This is a genomic window from Aquamicrobium ahrensii, from assembly GCF_040545755.1.
Lineage (GTDB): Bacteria > Pseudomonadota > Alphaproteobacteria > Rhizobiales > Rhizobiaceae > Mesorhizobium > Mesorhizobium ahrensii.
In genome coordinates this window covers 117,234-135,720 of the sequence record NZ_JBEPMN010000007.1, presented here as the reverse complement: position 1 = coordinate 135,720, position 18,487 = coordinate 117,234, and the positions used below count along the sequence as shown (strand labels likewise).

21 protein-coding genes are annotated in these 18,487 nt (G+C 63.3%); 19 read left to right on the top strand and 2 right to left on the bottom strand.

The window, feature by feature from the left end; translation table 11 throughout:
* Positions 1 to 28 precede the first annotated feature (28 nt).
* From ABID44_RS11275 to ABID44_RS11200, 16 genes are all read left to right on the top strand, one after another.
* Positions 29 to 697, top strand: coding sequence for a response regulator transcription factor (locus ABID44_RS11275; protein ID WP_354151808.1), 669 nt, complete (start codon positions 29 to 31; stop codon positions 695 to 697).
* 100 nt (positions 698 to 797) lie between these two features.
* Complete coding sequence (locus ABID44_RS11270; RefSeq protein ID WP_354151807.1) at positions 798 to 2,048, top strand: flagellar hook protein FlgE; 1,251 nt, start codon at positions 798 to 800, stop codon at positions 2,046 to 2,048.
* 26 nt (positions 2,049 to 2,074) lie between these two features.
* Positions 2,075 to 3,511 (top strand): flagellar hook-associated protein FlgK, encoded by a 1,437-nt coding sequence (gene flgK / locus ABID44_RS11265; protein ID WP_354151806.1) that lies wholly within the window; start codon positions 2,075 to 2,077, stop codon positions 3,509 to 3,511.
* Between the two features lie 2 nt (positions 3,512 to 3,513).
* Positions 3,514 to 4,560, top strand: coding sequence for a flagellar hook-associated family protein (locus ABID44_RS11260; RefSeq protein WP_354151805.1), 1,047 nt, complete (start codon positions 3,514 to 3,516; stop codon positions 4,558 to 4,560).
* 20 nt (positions 4,561 to 4,580) lie between these two features.
* Positions 4,581 to 4,928, top strand: coding sequence for a flagellar biosynthesis regulator FlaF (gene flaF, locus ABID44_RS11255; RefSeq protein ID WP_354151804.1), 348 nt, complete (start codon positions 4,581 to 4,583; stop codon positions 4,926 to 4,928).
* A complete protein-coding gene (gene flbT / locus ABID44_RS11250; RefSeq protein WP_354151803.1) occupies positions 4,925 to 5,368 on the top strand; it encodes a flagellar biosynthesis repressor FlbT in 444 nt (147 codons plus the stop codon). The genes flaF and flbT overlap by 4 nt, the downstream gene beginning before the upstream one ends.
* 2 nt (positions 5,369 to 5,370) lie before the next feature.
* Positions 5,371 to 5,823, top strand: a complete 453-nt coding sequence (flgD, locus tag ABID44_RS11245) for a flagellar hook assembly protein FlgD (protein ID WP_354151802.1) — start codon at positions 5,371 to 5,373, stop codon at positions 5,821 to 5,823.
* A 3-nt stretch (positions 5,824 to 5,826) separates the two neighbouring features.
* Positions 5,827 to 6,093: a flagellar biosynthesis protein FliQ gene (fliQ, locus tag ABID44_RS11240; RefSeq protein WP_354151801.1), complete on the top strand. Its 267-nt coding sequence runs from the start codon at positions 5,827 to 5,829 to the stop codon at positions 6,091 to 6,093.
* 164 nt (positions 6,094 to 6,257) lie between these two features.
* On the top strand, positions 6,258 to 7,904 hold the full coding sequence (locus tag ABID44_RS11235) for an MFS transporter (RefSeq protein ID WP_354151800.1): 1,647 nt from the start codon (positions 6,258 to 6,260) through the stop codon (positions 7,902 to 7,904).
* A gap of 79 nt (positions 7,905 to 7,983) precedes the next feature.
* Complete coding sequence (gene flhA, locus ABID44_RS11230) at positions 7,984 to 10,071, top strand: flagellar biosynthesis protein FlhA (RefSeq protein WP_354151799.1); 2,088 nt, start codon at positions 7,984 to 7,986, stop codon at positions 10,069 to 10,071.
* Complete coding sequence (gene fliR / locus ABID44_RS11225; RefSeq protein ID WP_354151798.1) at positions 10,068 to 10,823, top strand: flagellar biosynthetic protein FliR; 756 nt, start codon at positions 10,068 to 10,070, stop codon at positions 10,821 to 10,823. The genes flhA and fliR overlap by 4 nt, the downstream gene beginning before the upstream one ends.
* A 3-nt stretch (positions 10,824 to 10,826) precedes the next feature.
* Positions 10,827 to 11,210, top strand: coding sequence for a hypothetical protein (locus ABID44_RS11220; protein ID WP_354151797.1), 384 nt, complete (start codon positions 10,827 to 10,829; stop codon positions 11,208 to 11,210).
* A 75-nt stretch (positions 11,211 to 11,285) separates the two neighbouring features.
* Entirely contained in the window at positions 11,286 to 11,822 is a 537-nt protein-coding gene (locus tag ABID44_RS11215) for a rod-binding protein (RefSeq protein WP_354151796.1), read from the top strand.
* A 9-nt stretch (positions 11,823 to 11,831) separates the two neighbouring features.
* Positions 11,832 to 12,251, top strand: a complete 420-nt coding sequence (locus ABID44_RS11210) for a hypothetical protein (RefSeq protein ID WP_354151795.1) — start codon at positions 11,832 to 11,834, stop codon at positions 12,249 to 12,251.
* 19 nt (positions 12,252 to 12,270) lie between these two features.
* Positions 12,271 to 12,792, top strand: coding sequence for a hypothetical protein (locus ABID44_RS11205; protein WP_354151794.1), 522 nt, complete (start codon positions 12,271 to 12,273; stop codon positions 12,790 to 12,792).
* 155 nt (positions 12,793 to 12,947) lie between these two features.
* A complete protein-coding gene (locus ABID44_RS11200) occupies positions 12,948 to 13,232 on the top strand; it encodes an SCP2 sterol-binding domain-containing protein (RefSeq protein WP_354151793.1) in 285 nt (94 codons plus the stop codon).
* A gap of 57 nt (positions 13,233 to 13,289) precedes the next feature.
* Here the strand turns inward: ABID44_RS11200 and ABID44_RS11195 are convergent, their stop codons facing one another.
* Together ABID44_RS11195 and ABID44_RS11190 are read right to left on the bottom strand one after the other, a co-directional pair.
* Positions 13,290 to 13,883, bottom strand: coding sequence for a GNAT family N-acetyltransferase (locus tag ABID44_RS11195; protein WP_354151792.1), 594 nt, complete (start codon positions 13,881 to 13,883; stop codon positions 13,290 to 13,292).
* A 97-nt stretch (positions 13,884 to 13,980) separates the two neighbouring features.
* Positions 13,981 to 15,114 (bottom strand): type III PLP-dependent enzyme, encoded by a 1,134-nt coding sequence (locus ABID44_RS11190; protein ID WP_354151791.1) that lies wholly within the window; start codon positions 15,112 to 15,114, stop codon positions 13,981 to 13,983.
* Between the two features lie 579 nt (positions 15,115 to 15,693).
* Here ABID44_RS11190 and ABID44_RS11185 point away from each other — a divergent pair.
* The 3 genes from ABID44_RS11185 to ABID44_RS11175 all read left to right on the top strand — a co-directional run bounded on the left by ABID44_RS11185 (position 15,694) and on the right by ABID44_RS11175 (position 18,445).
* Positions 15,694 to 16,593, top strand: a complete 900-nt coding sequence (locus tag ABID44_RS11185; protein WP_354151790.1) for a LysR family transcriptional regulator — start codon at positions 15,694 to 15,696, stop codon at positions 16,591 to 16,593.
* 93 nt (positions 16,594 to 16,686) lie between these two features.
* A complete protein-coding gene (locus ABID44_RS11180; RefSeq protein WP_354151789.1) occupies positions 16,687 to 17,349 on the top strand; it encodes a DUF1007 family protein in 663 nt (220 codons plus the stop codon).
* A 10-nt stretch (positions 17,350 to 17,359) separates the two neighbouring features.
* Positions 17,360 to 18,445 carry a nickel/cobalt transporter gene (locus ABID44_RS11175; protein WP_378226483.1) on the top strand — a complete coding sequence of 362 codons (1,086 nt, stop codon included), beginning with the start codon at positions 17,360 to 17,362 and terminating at the stop codon, positions 18,443 to 18,445.
* Positions 18,446 to 18,487: the final 42 nt, after the last annotated feature.

The window sequence follows — 18,487 nt, the reverse complement described above, 5'->3', positions numbered from 1 at the left end:
GTTATCGAAATGATTCGGAGGCGGGCCGATGATCGTGGTCGTGGACGAACGCGAACTCGTAACTGCGGGTTTCAATTCACTTTTCGATCGTGAAGGGGTGGCCTGCACCGGCTTCGCCCCCAGCGAATTCGATGAGTGGGTGTCAAGCGCGGCCGAAGATGACTTGCGCTCGGTCAGCGCTTTCCTGATCGGTGATTGCCGCGACGGCAGCGTCTCGCCCCGGAACATAAGAGGCCGGACCGGGGCTCCGGTGATCGCGCTCAGCGAACAGAATTCGCTGGAAAACACGCTGAAGCTGTTTGAAAGCGGCGTCGATGACGTGGTGCGCAAACCCGTCCATATCCGCGAAATTCTCGCCCGCATCTCCGCAATCCGCCGCCGCGCCGAGACCGAACCCGACTACGCCGAAGTCGGCCGCATGCGCATCTTCATGGACGGCCGCGACCCGGAAATCGACGGCGTTGCGTTGCCGCTGCCGCGCCGCGAGCGCCGCATTCTGGAATTCCTTGCCGCCAATCGCGGCCGGCGTGTCACCAAGACCCAGGTCTTCAACGCGATCTACGGCATCTTCGACGACGAGGTCGAGGAGAACGTGGTGGAAAGCCACATATCCAAGCTGCGCAAGAAACTGCGCGAGCGGCTGGGCCACGATCCGATCGAGTCCAAGCGCTTCCTTGGCTACCGGCTCGTCCTGTGATGGGCTCGGGCAGCCACCCGCTGCCTGACAGCACCAGCTTCGCGCAAGACAGACGGCCTATCCTGTTTCCCACACAATGTGGATTTGAGGAGACGTCTCGATGAGCCTCTACGGAATGATGCGGACCGGAGTTTCCGGTATGGCCGCCCAGTCGAGCAGGCTCGCCACGACGGCGGACAACATCGCCAATTCCGACACCACCGGCTACAAGCGCTCCTCGACCGAATTCTCGTCCATGGTGATGCCGAACACCGGCCGCAACTACACGTCCGGTGGCGTGACGACGACCGTCTTCAATTCGATCAGCCAGCAGGGCATCCACAAATACACCACCTCCGCTCTGGATCTCGCCGTCGACGGCAACGGCTTCTTCGTCGTGCAGGGCGGCGACGGCAAAAACTATCTGACGCGGGCGGGCGCTTTCGTGCCCGACGGTCAGGGCCGGCTGGTCAATGCGGCAGGCTTCCAGCTGATGGCCTACCCCTACGGTTTTACGCCTGCGGCCGGTTCGGCCGACTTCAGCAGCCTCGTGCCGGTCGCCGTTCCGCAAGGCGAGATACCGGCGCAAGCCAGCACCCAGGGCGCTTTCCAGGGCAGCCTGCCGACCGGCTCGACCCCGGTGGCCCCGGCCAACCTGCCGTCAGCGAACGGTGCGACGGCGCAAAGCACGGTGAGTTCCTCGCTCGTCATCTATGACGGACAGGGCATCCAGCGGATACTGGACGTCCATTTCACCAATACCGGCGCGGGCACATGGGAAGTGGCCGTGTTCGATCGCGCGGACGCGGCCCCGGGCGGCGGGTTTCCATATTCCTCTCCCGCACTGGGAAGCGGGAACCTGACTTTCGACCCGGTGACGGGCGCGCTCGACCCCGCTGTCACATCTCTGTCGCTGTCCCTGCCCAGCGGGCAGGCTATCGATCTCGACTTTTCCCAACTGACTGAAACCGGGACACAGCCCGCCGTCGTGCAAAATGCGGACGGCTATGCCGGCAGCGCCATTGAAAAGGTGGAAATCAGCCGGGACGGTGTCGTCTCCGCTATCTACGGCAATGGAACGATAGAAAAGCTTTTCTCGATCCCGCTGGCTGAAGTCCCCAGCCCCGACCGTCTCACCGTTCTTCCGGGCAACGTATTTTCGGCCAGCAGCGATTCGGGGGATGTCACAATCGGCCTCGCCAACCAGAAAACGCGCGGCGCCATCGTTTCCGGCGCTCTGGAAAACTCGAACGTCGACATCGCCGAGGAACTGACCGAAATGATCGCCGCGCAGCGCAGCTACACAGCCAATTCCAAGGTCTTCCAGACAGGTTCGGAACTGATGGACGTCCTCGTCAACCTCAAGAGATAAGGCGGCGTCAGCCGTGAAAACCTAGCATGTCGCTGTCATCCGCACTCAGCATCGCTCAATCGGCGCTTCTTTCGACATCGCGCCAGACCAGCGTTGTCACGCGGAATGTTGCGGATGCGTCCAACCCCGATTATTCGCGCCGCATCGCCCAGGTCGTCAGCACCGCGCCCGGCGCGCGCATGGTCACCATACAGCGTGTCGTAGACCAGCAGCTGTTCCGGCAGAACCTTTCCGCACTGTCCACGTGGAGCGGTCAGGCCACTGTTGCAAGCGGGCTCGACCGGCTGCAACTGGCGGTGAATGGCGTTGACAATGCAGGGTCCGCCTCCACCGCCATCGGCAGGTTGCACAATGCGCTCCAGCTCTACGCAACAACGCCGTCCAACCCGAATGTCGGCGCGACAGTGGTCGATGCCGCCAGGCAGGCCGTGCGCTCCCTGAACAACGGTACGCAGGCGATCCAGTCTTTCCGCGCCGATATCGACAGTCAGGTCGCGACCGCCGCCTCCGATCTCAACCACCTGCTTGCGCAGTTCGAGGACGTCAACAAGGCCATCGTTTCGGGCACGCGAACCGGCGCCGACGTGTCCGACGCCCTCGACAAGCGCGACGCGCTTCTGAAGAAGATTTCCGAATATGTGCCGGTGACCGCCCACATGCGGTCAGACAACGACATGGTGATCACCACCACCGGCGGCATCACCATGTTCGAGACGGTAGCGCGACCGGTAAGCTTTTCCCCGTCGTCCGCCTATTCACCGGGTATGGCCGGCACGGCGCTCTTTATCGACAACGTCGCGTTCTCCGCCGGCGCCGGCGAGGCTTCCGGAAAGATCGCCGGACTGCTGCAACTGCGCGACAACTCCACAACCACCATGCAGGCGCAGCTCGATGAAATCGCCCGCGGTCTCATCGGCGCCTTCGCCGAAAGCGCACCACCACTGCCGGATGCTGCCGGCCTCTTCACATGGTCCGGGGCGCCGAACGTGCCCGCGACATTGGTCAGCGGGCTTGCCGGACAGATTTCCGTCAACGCTGCATTCGATCCCGATCAGGGCGGCGACGTCACCCTGCTGCGTGACGGCGGCGCAAACGGCGTCGATTATGTGGCCAATGCGGCGGGAACGGCATCGTTCGCCGACCGCCTGATTGCGCTCGGCGACAAGCTCGACCAGCCAATGTCGTTCAGCCCGGCAGCCGGCATCACGGCATCTTCCAGCGTCACCGCCTATTCCGCCAGTGCGATCGGCTGGCTGGAAAATGCGCGCCAGCAGGCGACGACGCAGGCCGACACCAGGGAAGCGCTGGCGGCGCGCACCGCCGAGGCCCTGTCCAATGCCACCGGCGTCAACATCGACATGGAAATGTCGCTGATGCTCGATCTGGAGCATACCTATCAGGCATCCGCCCGTCTGCTTGCAACGGTGGACGAAATGCTGAAAACCCTGCTGAACGCGGTCTAGCCATGAAAGCGGTTTCCGTTTCCTCCGCCGCTATTTCCAATGCGATGCGTTATTCGCAAACGCGCCTGCAGGTCGATCTGGTCAAAGCCCAGAAAGAGCTGGATTCCGGCAAGGTGGCCGACACCGGGCTCGCGCTGGGGGCCAGAAGCGCGCAGGCGGTGAACTTCCACCGCGATCTCGACCGGCTGAACGCCATCGTCGATTCCAACGCGCTGGTGGCCGCCCGCCTGAAATCCACGCAGGATTCGCTCAGCCAGATCGTGTCGGCGACGCAATCGCTGGTGAACGCGCTGACGGTCGCCGTCGCCGGCGACGCACCCGACAGCGTGACCGCGAAAAGCGGCAGCACCGCGCTGCAATCGCTGTCCACCATTCTCAACGCCAGCATGAACGGCGAATATCTGTTCGCCGGCGCGAATACCGATGTGCGCCCGCTCGACGACTACCTGTCGCCTTCCTCACCCGCCAAGGCCGCCTTCGACGCAGCCTTCCTTTCGCATTTCGGCTTCACCAAGGATGACCCGGCCGCAGCCGGCATCAGCGCGGCCGATATGGAAACCTTCATGGCCGTTGTCGTCGAGCCGCAATTTATGGGCTCCGGCTGGGAGGCCAACTGGTCGAGCGCAACCGATCAGACCATCGTCAGTCGCATCGCGCTCAACGAAACCACGCAAACCTCGGTCAGCGCCAATAATGAAGGGCTGCGCAAGGTGGCCATGGCGGCCACGCTGGCCTTCGAGGCGTTTTCCGGCAATCTCTCCGAAGAGGCCAGAACAGCGGTTGCACAGCGGGCGCAGGCTCTGGCCGGCGAGGCCGTCGCCGACCTCGGTCAGCTTCAGTCTCAGACCGGCATCATCCAGAACCGCGTTTCAGACGCCAGCACGCGCATCAACACGCAGATCGACCTGTTCGAGCGGCACATACTCGATCTGGAGGGTGTCGATCCCTATGAGGCGGCCAACCGGGTCAACGATCTGATGAGCCATATACAGACTTCCTTTGCGCTGACGGCGCGCATTCAGCAGCTCAGCCTGCTGAACTATCTGTGACCTGACGGGGCGGATTCGCGATGTATCAATTCTCCTACGCCGATATTCAGACAGACTCCGTCGCCGACGCCAGAGACCGCGAGCGTCAGTTGCTGAGCCGGTCCATCGACATGTTGACGGCGGCCTCCGCCGCCGGGCCGGATTCGCGCGACGCGGTGGAAGCGCTGCACTTCACCCTGCGCGTATGGACCGCCTTTCTGGACGACCTCGGTTCCAGCGACAATGTGCTGCCGAAGGAACTGCGCGCCAATCTGATCTCGATCGGGCTTTGGGTGCTGCGTGAGGCGGAAGACATCCGCCAGGGCCGCACCAGCGATTTTCAGGGCATCATCGAGATTTCACAGATCATCAGGGATGGCATCCAATGAAGGGCACGCTCAAGCTTTCCCTGAAGGCGAACGAGAAGATCTACATCAACGGCGCGGTGATCCGGCCCGACCGCAAGGTGACCATCGAACTGATGAACGACGTGCAGTTTCTCCTGGAAAATCATGTCCTCCAGCCGGAAGACGCAAGCACGCCGCTGCGCCAGCTCTATTTCATCCTGCAGGTGATGCTGATGAACCCGCAAGGGGCTCCCGATGCGCGCGACATGTTCCGCAAGTCGCTGCCGCTTATGCTGGCGAGTTTCAGGGATGGGCAGATTCTGGGCGGCCTCAAGCAGGTGGACCGCATGGTCGGCGAAGGCGACGTCTACGGAGCGCTGAAGGCGATCCGCGCCCTGTATCCGATCGAGCAGGCCTCGCTGCAAGACGGCAGCGAACCGGAATTTCGGGAATATGAACCGATCGCGGTGGGAGCGCGCTGATCATGAACGTCGACACCAGCATAGCCATTCCCGCCGGCGCCAATCAGGCGTCCTCCGCCAAATCCAAGGCGATGGTGGACTACAATTCCTTCCTGCGCTTGCTGATTGCGCAGATGAAAAACCAGGACCCCACCCAGCCGATGGATTCCACGCAATATGTGGCCCAGCTTGCGACCTTCTCGCAGGTCGAGCAGTCCATGCAGGCCAACACCAAGCTGGACCAGATACTCCAGGCCTCCAGCCTGGCGCAGGCGACCGGTCTCATCGGCCATCACATCAGCGCGCTCGACGGCAGCATCTCCGGCGTCGTGAAGGAGGTGCGCATATTCTCCGACGGCATGGTCGCTGTTCTGGAAAGCGGCGAGCAGGTGCTTGTCGGCCCCGGCGTCGCGATCACCGCGCCTTCCACAGGCGACGCCGGCCCGGAGAACGCTGGCCCGGAGACCGCCGGCTAGATCATGAACGAGGCCGATGCGCTCGACATCATGCAATATGCGGTGTGGACGGTGCTTGTCGCCTCCGCGCCGGTTGTGCTGGTCGCCATGTTCGTCGGCATCAGCATCGCGCTGGTGCAAGCCCTGACGCAGATTCAGGAAATCACCCTGACCTTCGTTCCCAAGATCGTCGCCATCATGCTGGTGGTGGCGCTGTCCGGCCCGTTCGTGGGCAGCCAGATTTCCGCCTTCGCCACCGTCATTTTCGAACGCGTCGAGCACGGCTTCTAGTCCAGAGCGCCATCCCGCACCGGTCCACGCGCGCCCACCCTTGACACGGCGGCGCGACACGCTCTTGTTAGGAACGGACTTCTCCGAAACGATTTGCGCCCGATATATTTGACCTCGGGCAACCCGGATTGTGAAAAGGCCCGCCTCATGGCGGAGCGAGACGCTTGATCGACGACGAAAACGACACGCAAAAAAGCTCGACCCTCGCCCCTTTCAGGCACGGAATATTCCGCGCGGTATGGACCGCCAGTCTCGCATCCAATTTCGGCGGCCTGATCCAGAGCGTCGGCGCCGCCTGGCTGATGACTTCCATCACAACCTCTTCAGACATGGTGGCGCTCGTTCAGGCCTCGACGGCGCTGCCCATCATGCTCTTCTCGCTGGTCTGCGGCGCTATCGCAGACAGTTTCGACCGGCGCAAGGTGATGCTGGTGGCGCAGAGCTTCATGCTCATCGTGTCCGTGCTGCTCACCATCTTCGCCTACAAGGGCCTCATCACGCCCTGGCTGCTGTTGTCCTTCACCTTCATGATCGGCTGCGGCACGGCGCTCAACAACCCTTCATGGCAGGCCTCGGTGGGCGACATGGTGCCGCGCGAGGATTTGCCGGCGGCGGTGGCGCTGAATTCGATGGGCTTCAACCTCACCCGCAGCGTCGGCCCCGCCATTGGCGGCATCATCGTGGCGGCGGCCGGCGCCGCCGCCGCTTTCGCCGTCAACGCCGCCAGCTACGTCGTGCTGCTCACCGTGCTCGCCCGCTGGAAACCCGACCTGCAGCCCTCCAGGCTGCCCCGCGAGACGCTGGGCGCGGCGATGGGCGCGGGCCTGCGCTACGTGGCCATGTCGCCGAACATCGGCAAAGTTCTTTTGCGGTCGTCCGTCTTCGGCTTCACCAGCGGCGCGATCGTGGCGCTGCTGCCGCTGGTGGCGCGCGATCTGGTCAAGGGCGGTCCGCTCACCTTCGGCATCCTGCTTGGCGCCTTCGGGGTCGGAGCCGTCGGCGGCGCGCTGATCAGCGGCCGGCTGCGCCAGATGCTGTCCAGCGAAGTAATGGTGCGCTACGCCTTCCTCGGCTTCTCGATCTGCGCGCTCACCGCCGCGCTCAGCTCCTATGCATGGCTCACCGCCATGGGCCTGCTCATCGGCGGGGCCTGCTGGGTCCTGGCGCTGTCGCACTTCAACGTCACGGTGCAGATGTCCACCCCGCGCTGGGTCGTGGGCCGCGCGCTCTCCATTTACCAGACCGCCACCTTCGGCGGCATTGCGCTGGGAAGCTGGATCTGGGGCGTGGTGGCCGAGACGCATGGCGTCGACACCGCGTTGATCACGGCGGCCATTTCGATGCTGGCCGGCGGAGCCATTGGTTTCGCCATACCTTTGCCCCAGCTCACCACCATAAACCTCGATCCGCTCAACCGCTGGACCGAACCGCTGCTGTCGCTGGACCTGAAGCCGCGCAGCGGCCCGATCGCCATCATGATCGAATATGTCATCGGGGAAAGGGAACTGCCGGAGTTCATCGAGCTGATGGCCGAGCGTGGCCGTATCCGCCGGCGCGACGGGGCGCGCAACTGGACGCTGGCGCGCGATCTCGAAAATCCCGACATCTGGATCGAGAGCTACCATACGCCGACATGGCTGGAATATGTGCGTCACAATACCCGCGCCACCTATGCCGACGCGGCCATTTCGGAACGCATCCGCGCGCTGCACAGCGGCGCTGAACGCCCGCGCGTGCGGCGCATGATCGAGCGCCAGACCAGCGCCCAGCAGGCCATCGTCACCCCGAAAGGTCCGATCGACCTGCACTGACGCCATCCGCCCCACCTTCGCGCAAGTTTGAGCGGCTAGTTTCGCGAAGAATTCACGCAGGGAACGGCAGCGGCGGACGATGGCGATCAGCGAAAGCATTTCGGCGGACGGCTCCTCCCGCAACGCGCGCGACGTCTTCTTCGCGCTGGGCATCGTCGTCATCCTGGCGGTTCTGTTCCTGCCGATCCCGGCCTTCCTCATCGACATAGGGCTGGCCTTTTCCATTGCGCTGTCGGTACTGATCCTCATGGTCGCGCTGTGGATTCAGCGCCCGCTGGATTTCTCGTCCTTCCCGACCATATTGCTGATCGCGACAATGCTGCGCCTGTCGCTCAACATCGCCACGACGCGCCTCATTCTCTCGCACGGCAACGAAGGCACGCACGCGGCGGGGCACGTCATCTCGGGCTTTTCCAAACTGGTCATGTCGAGCGATTTCGTCATCGGCCTGATCGTGTTCCTGATCCTGATCGTGGTGAACTTCATCGTGATCACCAAGGGCGCGACGCGTATCGCCGAGGTCGGCGCGCGATTCACCCTCGACGCCATTCCCGGCAAGCAGATGTCGATCGACGCCGATCTTTCCGCCGGCACCATCGACGACAAGGCCGCGCAACTGCGCCGCCGGGAACTGGAGGAGGAGTCCTCCTTCTTCGGCTCCATGGACGGCGCCTCGAAATTCGTGCGCGGCGACGCCATCGCCGGCCTCATCATCACCGCCATCAACATCGTCGGCGGCATCGCCATAGGCTATCTGCGCCATGGCATGGGCATGGGCGAAGCGGCCGATGTGTTCATCAAGCTTTCGGTCGGCGACGGTCTGGTCACCCAGATTCCGGCGCTGATCGTCTCGCTCGCCGCCGGCCTGCTGGTCTCCAAGGGCGGCACGCGCGGTTCGGCGGATCAGGCCGTGTTCGGCCAGCTTGGCGCTTATCCCCGCGCGCTCTACGTCGCGGCATCGCTGCTCGCCCTGCTGGGCCTGATGCCCGGCCTGCCGCTGTTCCCCTTCCTGGTGCTGGCCTGCGCCATGGCCGGTCTGGGCTACGTCATCCCGCAGCGACACAAGCGACGGGTGGCTGCCGAGGAAGCCACCCGGCAAAACGAAGCCGCGGTAAAAGCCGACGAAGAGAAGAATTCGGTCAAGTCCTCGCTGGCAACCGCCGAGATCGAGCTTCTGATCGGCAAGCAGCTTTCGACCCGTCTCCTGACTTCCCATCAGGAACTCGCCTTCCGCATGGGCAAGATGCGCAAGAAGTTCGCGCAGCAATATGGTTTCGTGGTGCCCGAAGTGCGCCTCACCGACGATTTCGCGATCCCGCCCAAGAGCTACCAGATCAAGATCCACGGCACCGTCATCGCCGAATACGAGATGCGCGTGGGTGAGATCATGGTGCTGCTGGGCAGCCGCGACCTGCCCGACATACCGGGCGAAGAGGTGAAGGAACCGGCCTTCGGCATGCGCGCCTATTCGGTGCTGGAAACTTTCGCCGAGGACCTCAAGCGCGAGCAGCTCAACTACGCCGACAACATGTCGGTTCTGCTCACCCACCTGTCCGAGGTCATTCGCAACAACCTGCCGCAGCTTCTCTCCTACAAGGACATGAAAGCCCTGCTGGAGCGGCAGGACCCGGAATACCGCAAGCTTGCGGACGAGATCTGCACCACCCACATTTCCTATCCTGGCCTGCAGGCCGTGCTGAAGCTGCTTCTGGCCGAGCGTGTATCGATCCGCAATCTGCATCTCATCATCGAGGCCATCGCCGAGATCGCCCCGCATGTGCGCCGCACCGAGCAGATTGTCGAGCATGTGCGCATCCGCATGGCGCAGCAGATTTGCGGCGACCTTTCCGAAGGTGGCGTTCTCAAGGTGCTGCGGCTCGGCAACCGCTGGGACCTCGCTTTCCACCAGAGCCTCAAGCGCGACGGGAAGGGCGAGATCCGCGAGTTCGACATCGATCCGCGCCAGCTCGAGGAATTCGGGCAGGATGCGACGGGCGCGATCCGCAATCATCTGGAAGCCGGCGAGCGGTTCGTTCTGGTGACCGCGCCGGACGCGCGCCCCTATGTGCGCATGATCATCGAACGCCTGTATCCGACCTTGCCGGTGCTAAGCCATGTCGAGATCGCGCGGGGCGTCGAGATCAGGGTGCTCGGAACCATATCGTGACGGCGCTGGCCGAAGGCGCCATTCTGGCGGCGTTCCTCGCCTTCTGCCGCATCGGCGCCTGCCTGATGATCATGCCGGGCCTGTCCAGCGTGCGCGTGCCGGTTCAGGTGCGCCTGTTCACCGCCGTAGCCGTCACCATGGCGCTGCTCACCTTTCTGTGGGACCGCATCTTTCCCTTCGTCGACGGCGCGCGCCCGGCCGTGATGGTTCCGATGATCGTCTCCGAACTGCTCGTCGGCGGGCTGATCGGCGCGCTGACGCGGCTCTACATGGAGGCGATGCGCTTCATCGGCACGGCGATCGCGATGCTGATGGGGTTCAACAGCATGGGTGGCACCGCGATCGAGGAGGCCGATCCGCAAGGGCCGCTGGCCGCCCTCGTCTCGCTGTCGGCGTTGCTGCTGCTATTCGTGTTCGACTTCCACCTGGAAGTTATCCGGGCGCTGGTCGCTTCTTATTCGATCGCCCCGGTGAATGTGTTCTTCAACCCGCAATCGGCGCTGGTCGACGTGGCCGATACGGTGTCGGAAAGCTTCTTTCTCGTGCTGCGGCTGGGCAGCCCCTTCATCGCCTACGCAATACTGGTCAACCTGACGATCGGCTTCGTGAACAAGCTGACCCCGCAGATACCGATCTATTTCATCTCCCTTCCCTTCATCGTCGCCGGCGGGCTGATCCTGTTCTACTTCGCCTTCTCGACCATGCTTTCCCTGTTCGCCGACGGCTTCCTCGCCACGACGCTGGCGAGGTGAGCCATGACGCCGCGTACCAAACGCCTGCAAAAACTGGTGAAGGTTCAGGATCAGCTCAGGGCGCTGCACGAAATGCGCCACGCCATGCATCTGGCCAACGCAGCCGCGGCAAGGCGCGACGCCGAGGAACTTGTCGCCGGCTTCGACGCGCCGGGTTCGCTGTCGGCGCTTTTTCCGGACGTCTATCATCGCAGGATTGCGGACGCCTTCGCCCGCGCCGATGCCGAGCTTGAAAAAGCCCGCGACGAGTCTTCCCGGCTGGCGACGGCCACGGCGCGCGCCAACATTGTGCAACGCGATTACAGGGACGCCCGTCAGGCGGACGAGCGGCGGTCTTCGGAACGCATGCTGCTCGACCTCATCGAACAGAAGAGCCAAAGCAGGTAACGAACGCCACGTCAGCCTGCGGCAAGCTTTCCGCGGCATGATCAGGGCCAGAGACAACGGTAGAAGGCTCCTGTCTTGGCGATCTCCCCACCCAGCGATATCGTGCTCGATGTGGCCCGTGCGGCCGACCCCGAGGACATCCGCAAGGCGCATGCCGATCTGATGAACAGAATCGGCGGCGGCGAAGCCTCGTTCGAGGTCGCAAGCCCCGCCCCCGCCCGCACAACGAAGCCGGCGGACGGCAGCGAAAGCTTCAAGCGCTTCGAGGCGATGGTGTTGCAGACGTTCATTCAGAACATGCTGCCCAGGGACGCCGAGGGGGTCTACGGAAAGGGTTTCGCCGGCGACATGTGGAAGACACAGATGGCCGAGCGCCTTGCCGACACGGTCGCCGAGCGCGGCGGCATCGGCATCGCCAGGGCGCTGGCGTCGGCGCACCATCTTTCCGGCGCAGGCGAACAACCGGTTGGCCTGGCCACCGCGAACCCGCAGAAGGCGGAGCTGAACGCCCAGCTCAGCATGTCCTCGTCGCTCGTCCACCAGCTTCAGATGCGCGTCATGCGCTCCCTCGGCGACGCCGGGCAGATCCAACCAGAGTCCCGCAGCAAGTAAGGCCGCGTCATGCAAGAATATTCCGAATTCACTCCCGGCCTGCCCGCCCGCCTCTCCTCTTCCGGACCCGCGGCCACTGCGCCCGCCGGGAACCTCGCCACCCTTATCGGCCGTATCGAGGAAGCGATCGAAGCCGAGACGGCCGCCATCCGCACCGATCCCGGCTTTGACATCAAGGCATCGAACGCCCGCAAGAGCCGCTATCTCTATGAGCTGAACCGGGTGATGAAATCCGGTCGCCCGGAAAGTCTGGCCGAGCATGGCGCAGGCTTGCAGCGCCTGCGCCAGAAGCTGGCGCGTAACGAGGCGGCCATCCTGGCGCATCTCAACGCCGTCACCGAGGTCGCCAATCTGTTGAAGGATGCGATCCAGAACGCTGAAGCGGACGGCACTTATTCGGCTGGCGGCTTCGGCTGGGCGCAGCCATGACAGCGGCGTCCCTTTCATCATGATCAAGTTCGTCGTCGCAGCTCTCTGGATCAGCGCCGCAACGGTTGGGGCGGTGTTCTATTCGTTCCAGAATTCCGGCAGGGCCGACGGCGCACAGGCGGCGCCCGCCATGTTCGGCGGGCTCGACTATGTGAAGACGGACCTCATCACCGTGCCCGTGGTGCGCAACGCCACGGTGGAAGGATATTTCATCGCGCGGCTGGTGTTCACGGCCGAACCGGCCAAGCTGAACAGGCTTTCGGCGCCGCCTTCGGCGCTGTTCGCCGACGAGGTCTATTCCTACCTGTATTCCAACCCGCATTTTGATTTTTCCAATCGCACGACCCTCAACCTCGATAGTTTTCGCGTCGGAATACGCGACAGCATCAATCAACGCGTCGGCGACAAGCTCATCCATGAAGTTCTGATCGAGCAGGTGGATTTCCTGACCAAGGACGACATCCGCGACCATGCCAAGCGGCGGCGCAAACCGTCTGCGAAAGAAGAACATGCGCCGGAAACGGATCCGGCGGGGAACTGAAAACAGGTTTCGCCTCACCGAAATCACGTTGACGTAAACGTCAAATACCTCCTATAAAAGCGCTAACCGGTGCGCTGGTCGCACTGCTTGGAGCCTGGCGCTGTCCGGGCGGACGCAACTGCGCAAGGGCGCAAAAAATTCAAGGGAAGAGAGCCATGGGCGTGCAGGACATAGCAAACAAGCTGAAAGCGCAGGTCGAGAGTTCCGGTTTCGACCGCTCGGTCAAGTTCGACACTGGCGACGACGGCGTGATCCTCATCGACGGCGCCAGCATCTCCACCACCGACGGCCCGGCCGACTGCACCATCAAGCTTTCGCTCGACGATCTGGAATCGCTGCTCGCCGGCGAGCTCAACCCGACCATGGCCTTCATGAGCGGCAAGCTGAAGATCGAAGGCGACATGTCGATCGCCATGCAGCTCAGCCAGCTGATCGGCTGACACGCGAAACGCCGGTCCACAAAAAGGAAAAGCCGCCCGATGAGGCGGCTTTTTTGTTCAGGCAGCGTGCACCCGTTCGTTGCGCTGCTTGCGGCCGGACGCGGTGATGATCCCGCATGCACCGTCCAGCGCACCGTTCTTCAGTTCGAGCGCCAGCAGGCGATGGCGCTCATAAGGCCCCGGCATGGCAAGCGCGCCGGTGCGCTCCGCCGAAAAGCCGAAGCGGCCATAGTAGGGCTCGTCGCCCACCAGCAGGATCGCGCCATGGCCAAGATGCTGCGCTTGCGCGATTGCATGGCGCATGAGCGCCGAGCCAATGCCGGCACTCTTCACCGAAGGCTCCACGGCCAGCGGCCCAAGCAGCAGCGCCGGCTGGCCATCGGGACCAAGCGTCACGTTCCACAGGCGCACGGTGCCCAGCAGCATGCCGTCGGCCGAGCGGGCGACCAGCGCCAGCCCTTCCGCCGGAAGGCGGGCGCGCCGCAGCTTCTCGGAAGACTTGCGCCTGCGCCCCGCGCCCATGGCACGGTCGAGCAAAGCCTCCCGCGCCGCCACGTCGGCCGGCAGTTCGTCTTCCACGGTGAATGCAGGCAGGTTCCGGGCGAAACCGGCGGTATCGAAATCAGGGGTGGCGATGGCAAGGTTGTTCATGTCCGCGATCCTTCACAGGCGGAGATTTTCCACGAGCGAACCCATACGCCGGTGAAGCGTTACCGGCGTATGGACGATCTGACGGGTTTATGGCCCGTCAGATCACATAGGATCGGAGAGGTTCGAAGCCGTTGAAGGCGACCGCCGAATAGGTGGTCGTGTAGGCTCCTGTGCCTTCGATCAGCACCTCGTCGCCGATGGTCAGCGACAGGGGCAGCGGATAGGGCTTCTTCTCGTACATGACGTCGGCCGAATCGCAGGTCGGGCCGGCCAGCACGCAAGGCTCCACCGCATCGCCGTCACGCGGCGTGACGATCGGGTAGCGGATGGCCTCGTCCATGGTTTCGGCAAGGCCGCCGAACTTGCCGATGTCGAGATAGACCCAGCGCAAATTGTCGTTGTCGGCCTTCTTCGAGATCAGCACCACCTCGGACTTGATCACGCCAGCATTGCCCACCATGCCGCGGCCCGGCTCGATGATGGTCTCCGGCAGGCGATTGCCGAAATGCCTCGACAGCGCCTCGAAGATCGCCTGTCCATAGGCTTGCGCCGCCGGAACGTCGCTCAGGTATCGGGTCGGGAAACCGCCGCCCATGTTGACGAGCTTCAGCACGATGCCTTCAGCGGCAAGCTTTCCGAACACATCGGCGGCGTCCGCCAGGGCCCGGTCCCAGGCCGACAGATCGGTCTGCTGCGAGCCGACATGGAACGACACGCCATGAGCGTCAAGGCCGAGCGCGGCGGCATGGCGCAGCACGTCGACGGCCATCGCCGGCGCGCAGCCGAACTTGCGCGACAGCGGCCACTCGGCGCCCTCCCCGTCGGTCAGCACCCGGCAGAACACCTTCGAGCCGGGCGCGGCGCGGGCCACCTTCTCCACTTCCTCCACGCAGTCGACCGCATAGAGGTCGATGCCGAGTTCATGGGCGCGGGCGATGTCGCGTTCCTTCTTGATCGTGTTGCCGAAGCTGATGCGGTCAGGCGTGGCGCCGGCATCCAGCGCCATCTCGATCTCGGCGACCGAAGCGGTGTCGAAGGACGAGCCCATCGTGGCCAGCAAACGCAGGATTTCCGGCGCCGGGTTGGCCTTTACGGCATAGAAGATGCGCGATTCGGGAAGCGCCTTTTCGAAGGCGCGGTAATTCTCTTCCACCACGTCGAGATCGACGATGAGGCAAGGCCCGTTCGGACGGCGGGTGGCGAGGAAATCGAGGATACGCTGGGTGGCCATCGGCTTGTCTCCATCGCGGCCTAAAGGCGCGCACAAAGGCTGCGTCAAGCGGGCGCGCAGCCTCGCATTGAACGCGGTGGACAAAGCGGGAAGGGAATCGCAGGGAGCCGGCCGGTGGAGACACCGGAACCCCGAAACGCCTTTCCGCGGCGGTGAACAGAAACCTTGCCGGGCTCCTGCTCGCTTTGTCTGCCTTGGCTTGGATGGGAAGTCCCAACCGCACTGCCGGCAATGAAGGTGTGCCTCTTCAGTAACCCCGATCTATGGACGATCGGCAGACACCAGAAAGGCCCGCACCGTCGTTGCTTCAAGACGTCCTCGATCAGGTGGTTGGCCACTTGATCGACCGGGCTCGTTACTTCCCGGGTACCGTCCCGACTGTCCTCGCCATTCGAGGGGCCGGGGGACGCCCACAGGCACGTGCGACTTTGGGCAAGCGCGATATAGGAACAGTGTCCGTCACAATCAACCAAATTCTTTGCCCGCCTTGAAAAATCGCAGGCATCGAACAATGCTGCCATCATCGTTTCACGATTGGAGACGATGACTGCCCGGGCTCCCCGGTGGAAGGAAGACCAGATGGACACGCTCACGCGCATGCGCGCATTCATAGATGTAGTGGAAGCCGAGGGCTTTTCGGCCGCCGCGCGCAAGATAGGGCGTTCAAAGGCGCTGCTTTCCAAATATGTGCGCGAACTGGAAGACGAACTGGGCGCGCTTCTGCTCAATCGCACCACGCGCCAGTTTTCTCTCACCGAGGCCGGCCACACCTATTACAAGCGCGCCACGGAGATCGTGCGAGAGATCGACAGCCTTGCTGATTCGGTGCGCGAATCATCGGGCGACGTGCGCGGGCGAATCAAGCTCTCCGCTCCGCGAACCTTCGCCGACGCTCCCATAGGTCAGTCGCTGATCGACTTCGCCAGGGAACATCCCGACATCGTGCTTGACATTAATCTCGACGATCGCTTCGTCGATCTGGTCGAGGAGGGATTCGATCTCGCCATCCGCATTTCGCGTCTGGAAAGCTCGTCGCTCATCGCCCGCAAGCTGGCGCCGTTCCGCGTGCGCATCTGCGGCACGCCGGAACTGATCGCAAAGTACGGCACGCCTTCCCGACCGCAGGATCTGGCGAACATACCCTGCATCATCGACACCAATGGTCGTTGGCTGTCCAACTGGCCGTTCAAGGGCGAAGGTGGCGACACCATCAGCGTCTCGGTTTCGGGACCGATCGAGGTGAACAGCCCGATAGCGGCTCGCGCCGCCGCGGTCTCGGGCCTCGGCTTCGCCGTCCTGCCGGACTTCATCGCCGCTCCCGATATCGCCGCCGGTCTGCTGGCGCCGGTGCTGGAGGACAGGACGCTGGATGGCGGCGGCATATTCGCGGTGTACCCGCACCGCCGCTACCTGCCGGCCAAGGTGCGGGTGTTTGTCGACTATCTCGCCAACTGGTTCAGGACACGTGAGGCGTCATGACAGTTCCGCCAACGTTTCGCGCCATTGTCCCATTTTCGCCCGCTTTGTGATAATCCTCGGGCGCACGGCAAGTCAGGGAATACGATCCTTCAAATGCCCTTCAAACACATAGTGCCGAAGGTCGAGGCCGCGCTGGCCGCCTTGCTCACCTGCACCGTTCCGGCGAGCGTGCATCCGCATGTCTTCGCGGAAGCGCGGCTTGACGTGGTGCTCGGCGCCGATCACAGGACGGTACAGGCGCTGCGTCACCTGTGGCGCTTCGATGATCTGTTCTCCTCGACCGTGCTGATGGAATTTGACGCCAACGCCGACCTTAAACTCGACGACGCCGAGTTGCAGGAGGTAGCCAACACCATCCACGCCTCACTGGCGGACTTCAACTATTTCCAGCTCGTCACCCTCGACGGCAAGGACGTGAAGATGAAGCCGCCGCCCGGCATCATGGCCAATTTCGAGAACAACCAGCTCATCATCCTGTTCGAATCCGAACCCGAGACCCCGATCACGCTGGCCGGAGACATCCTTCTCGGTGTTTATGACCCTACCTTCTACACAGCGATCGACTTCACCGATGACGCCAACATGGCGGTGGAAGGCCTGCCCGCCGCCTGCACGCGCACGGTGGTTCGCCCCGACCCCGACACGGCCTTGGCCGAAAACCAGCAGAGCCTGACCGAGGCCTTCTTCAATGACCCGGCAGGCACCGACATGAGCAAGATCTTCGCGACCAAGCTCGAACTCAAATGCCGTGCGTGAGGACCGTCCCTTGAACAAGACTTTCATACGCATGACCTTCGCCCTGCTGGCTGTCGCCTACGTGCTGTCGCACTTCACCGGCCATGCCCATGCCCAAAGCTCGCTCGGCATCGGCGCCAATGACGCGATCGTGCCGTCTACCGGCATGTTTTCCGGGCTGATGATCTGGATCAACCAGCACCAGCAGACTTTCTATCGCTCCCTGTCCACGGCCATGAAGGCCCTGCGCGACGACGGCGGGCAGGTATGGATGCTGGTCGGCCTCTCCTTCGCTTATGGCGTGTTCCACGCCGCCGGCCCCGGACATGGCAAGGCCGTCATCTCTTCCTACATGCTGGCCAATGAGGTGGCGTTGCGTCGCGGCGTCGTGCTGTCCTTCATCTCCGCCTTCCTGCAGGCGGCGACCGCCATCATCGTCATGCTGCTCGCCTATTTCGTACTGCGCGGCACCTCCGTGTCGATGACCAACGCCGCGCACTTCCTCGAAATCGCGAGCTACGTCTTCATCACCGGATTCGGCGCGTGGCTTCTGTGGAAGAAGGCGGGACCTTTGGTGAAGCGGATGATCGGGGCGGCGCCCGCCCACAGCCTTTCGGCGGCGAGCGCCCCGCACGCGCATCATGTTCACGGCGACGGGCACGAGCATCACCATCACGAAGGGCATTGCGACCACGGCCACCACAATCATGACCATGCGCATCATCACGATGAGGGTATGATGTGCTCCAGCTGCGGCCATTCGCATGCCGTCGACCCCAGCCTTCTTTCAACCGAGCGGTTCGACTGGCGCACGGCCTGGTCGGCCATGGCCGCCGTCGGCCTCAGACCATGCTCCGGCGCATTGATCGTTCTGTCCTTCGCCCTGCTGAACGGGCTGTGGGTGGCGGGCATCCTGTCGGTTCTGGCGATGGCGCTGGGCACCGCGATCACCGTCTCGACGCTGGCGGTGCTGGCGGTGACCGCCAAGAACTGGGCTGTTTTGCTGGCCGGTGGCGGCAGGCTCGGCAACCGCATTCACACAGCCATCGAGATCGGCGCCGCCGCCTTCATCTTTCTCGTCGGCGTGACGCTGCTTTCGGCGAGCCTCAGCATGTAGCTGGAGTATTTCCAGCAAAAGCGTGAAATGGTTTTTCGCCCG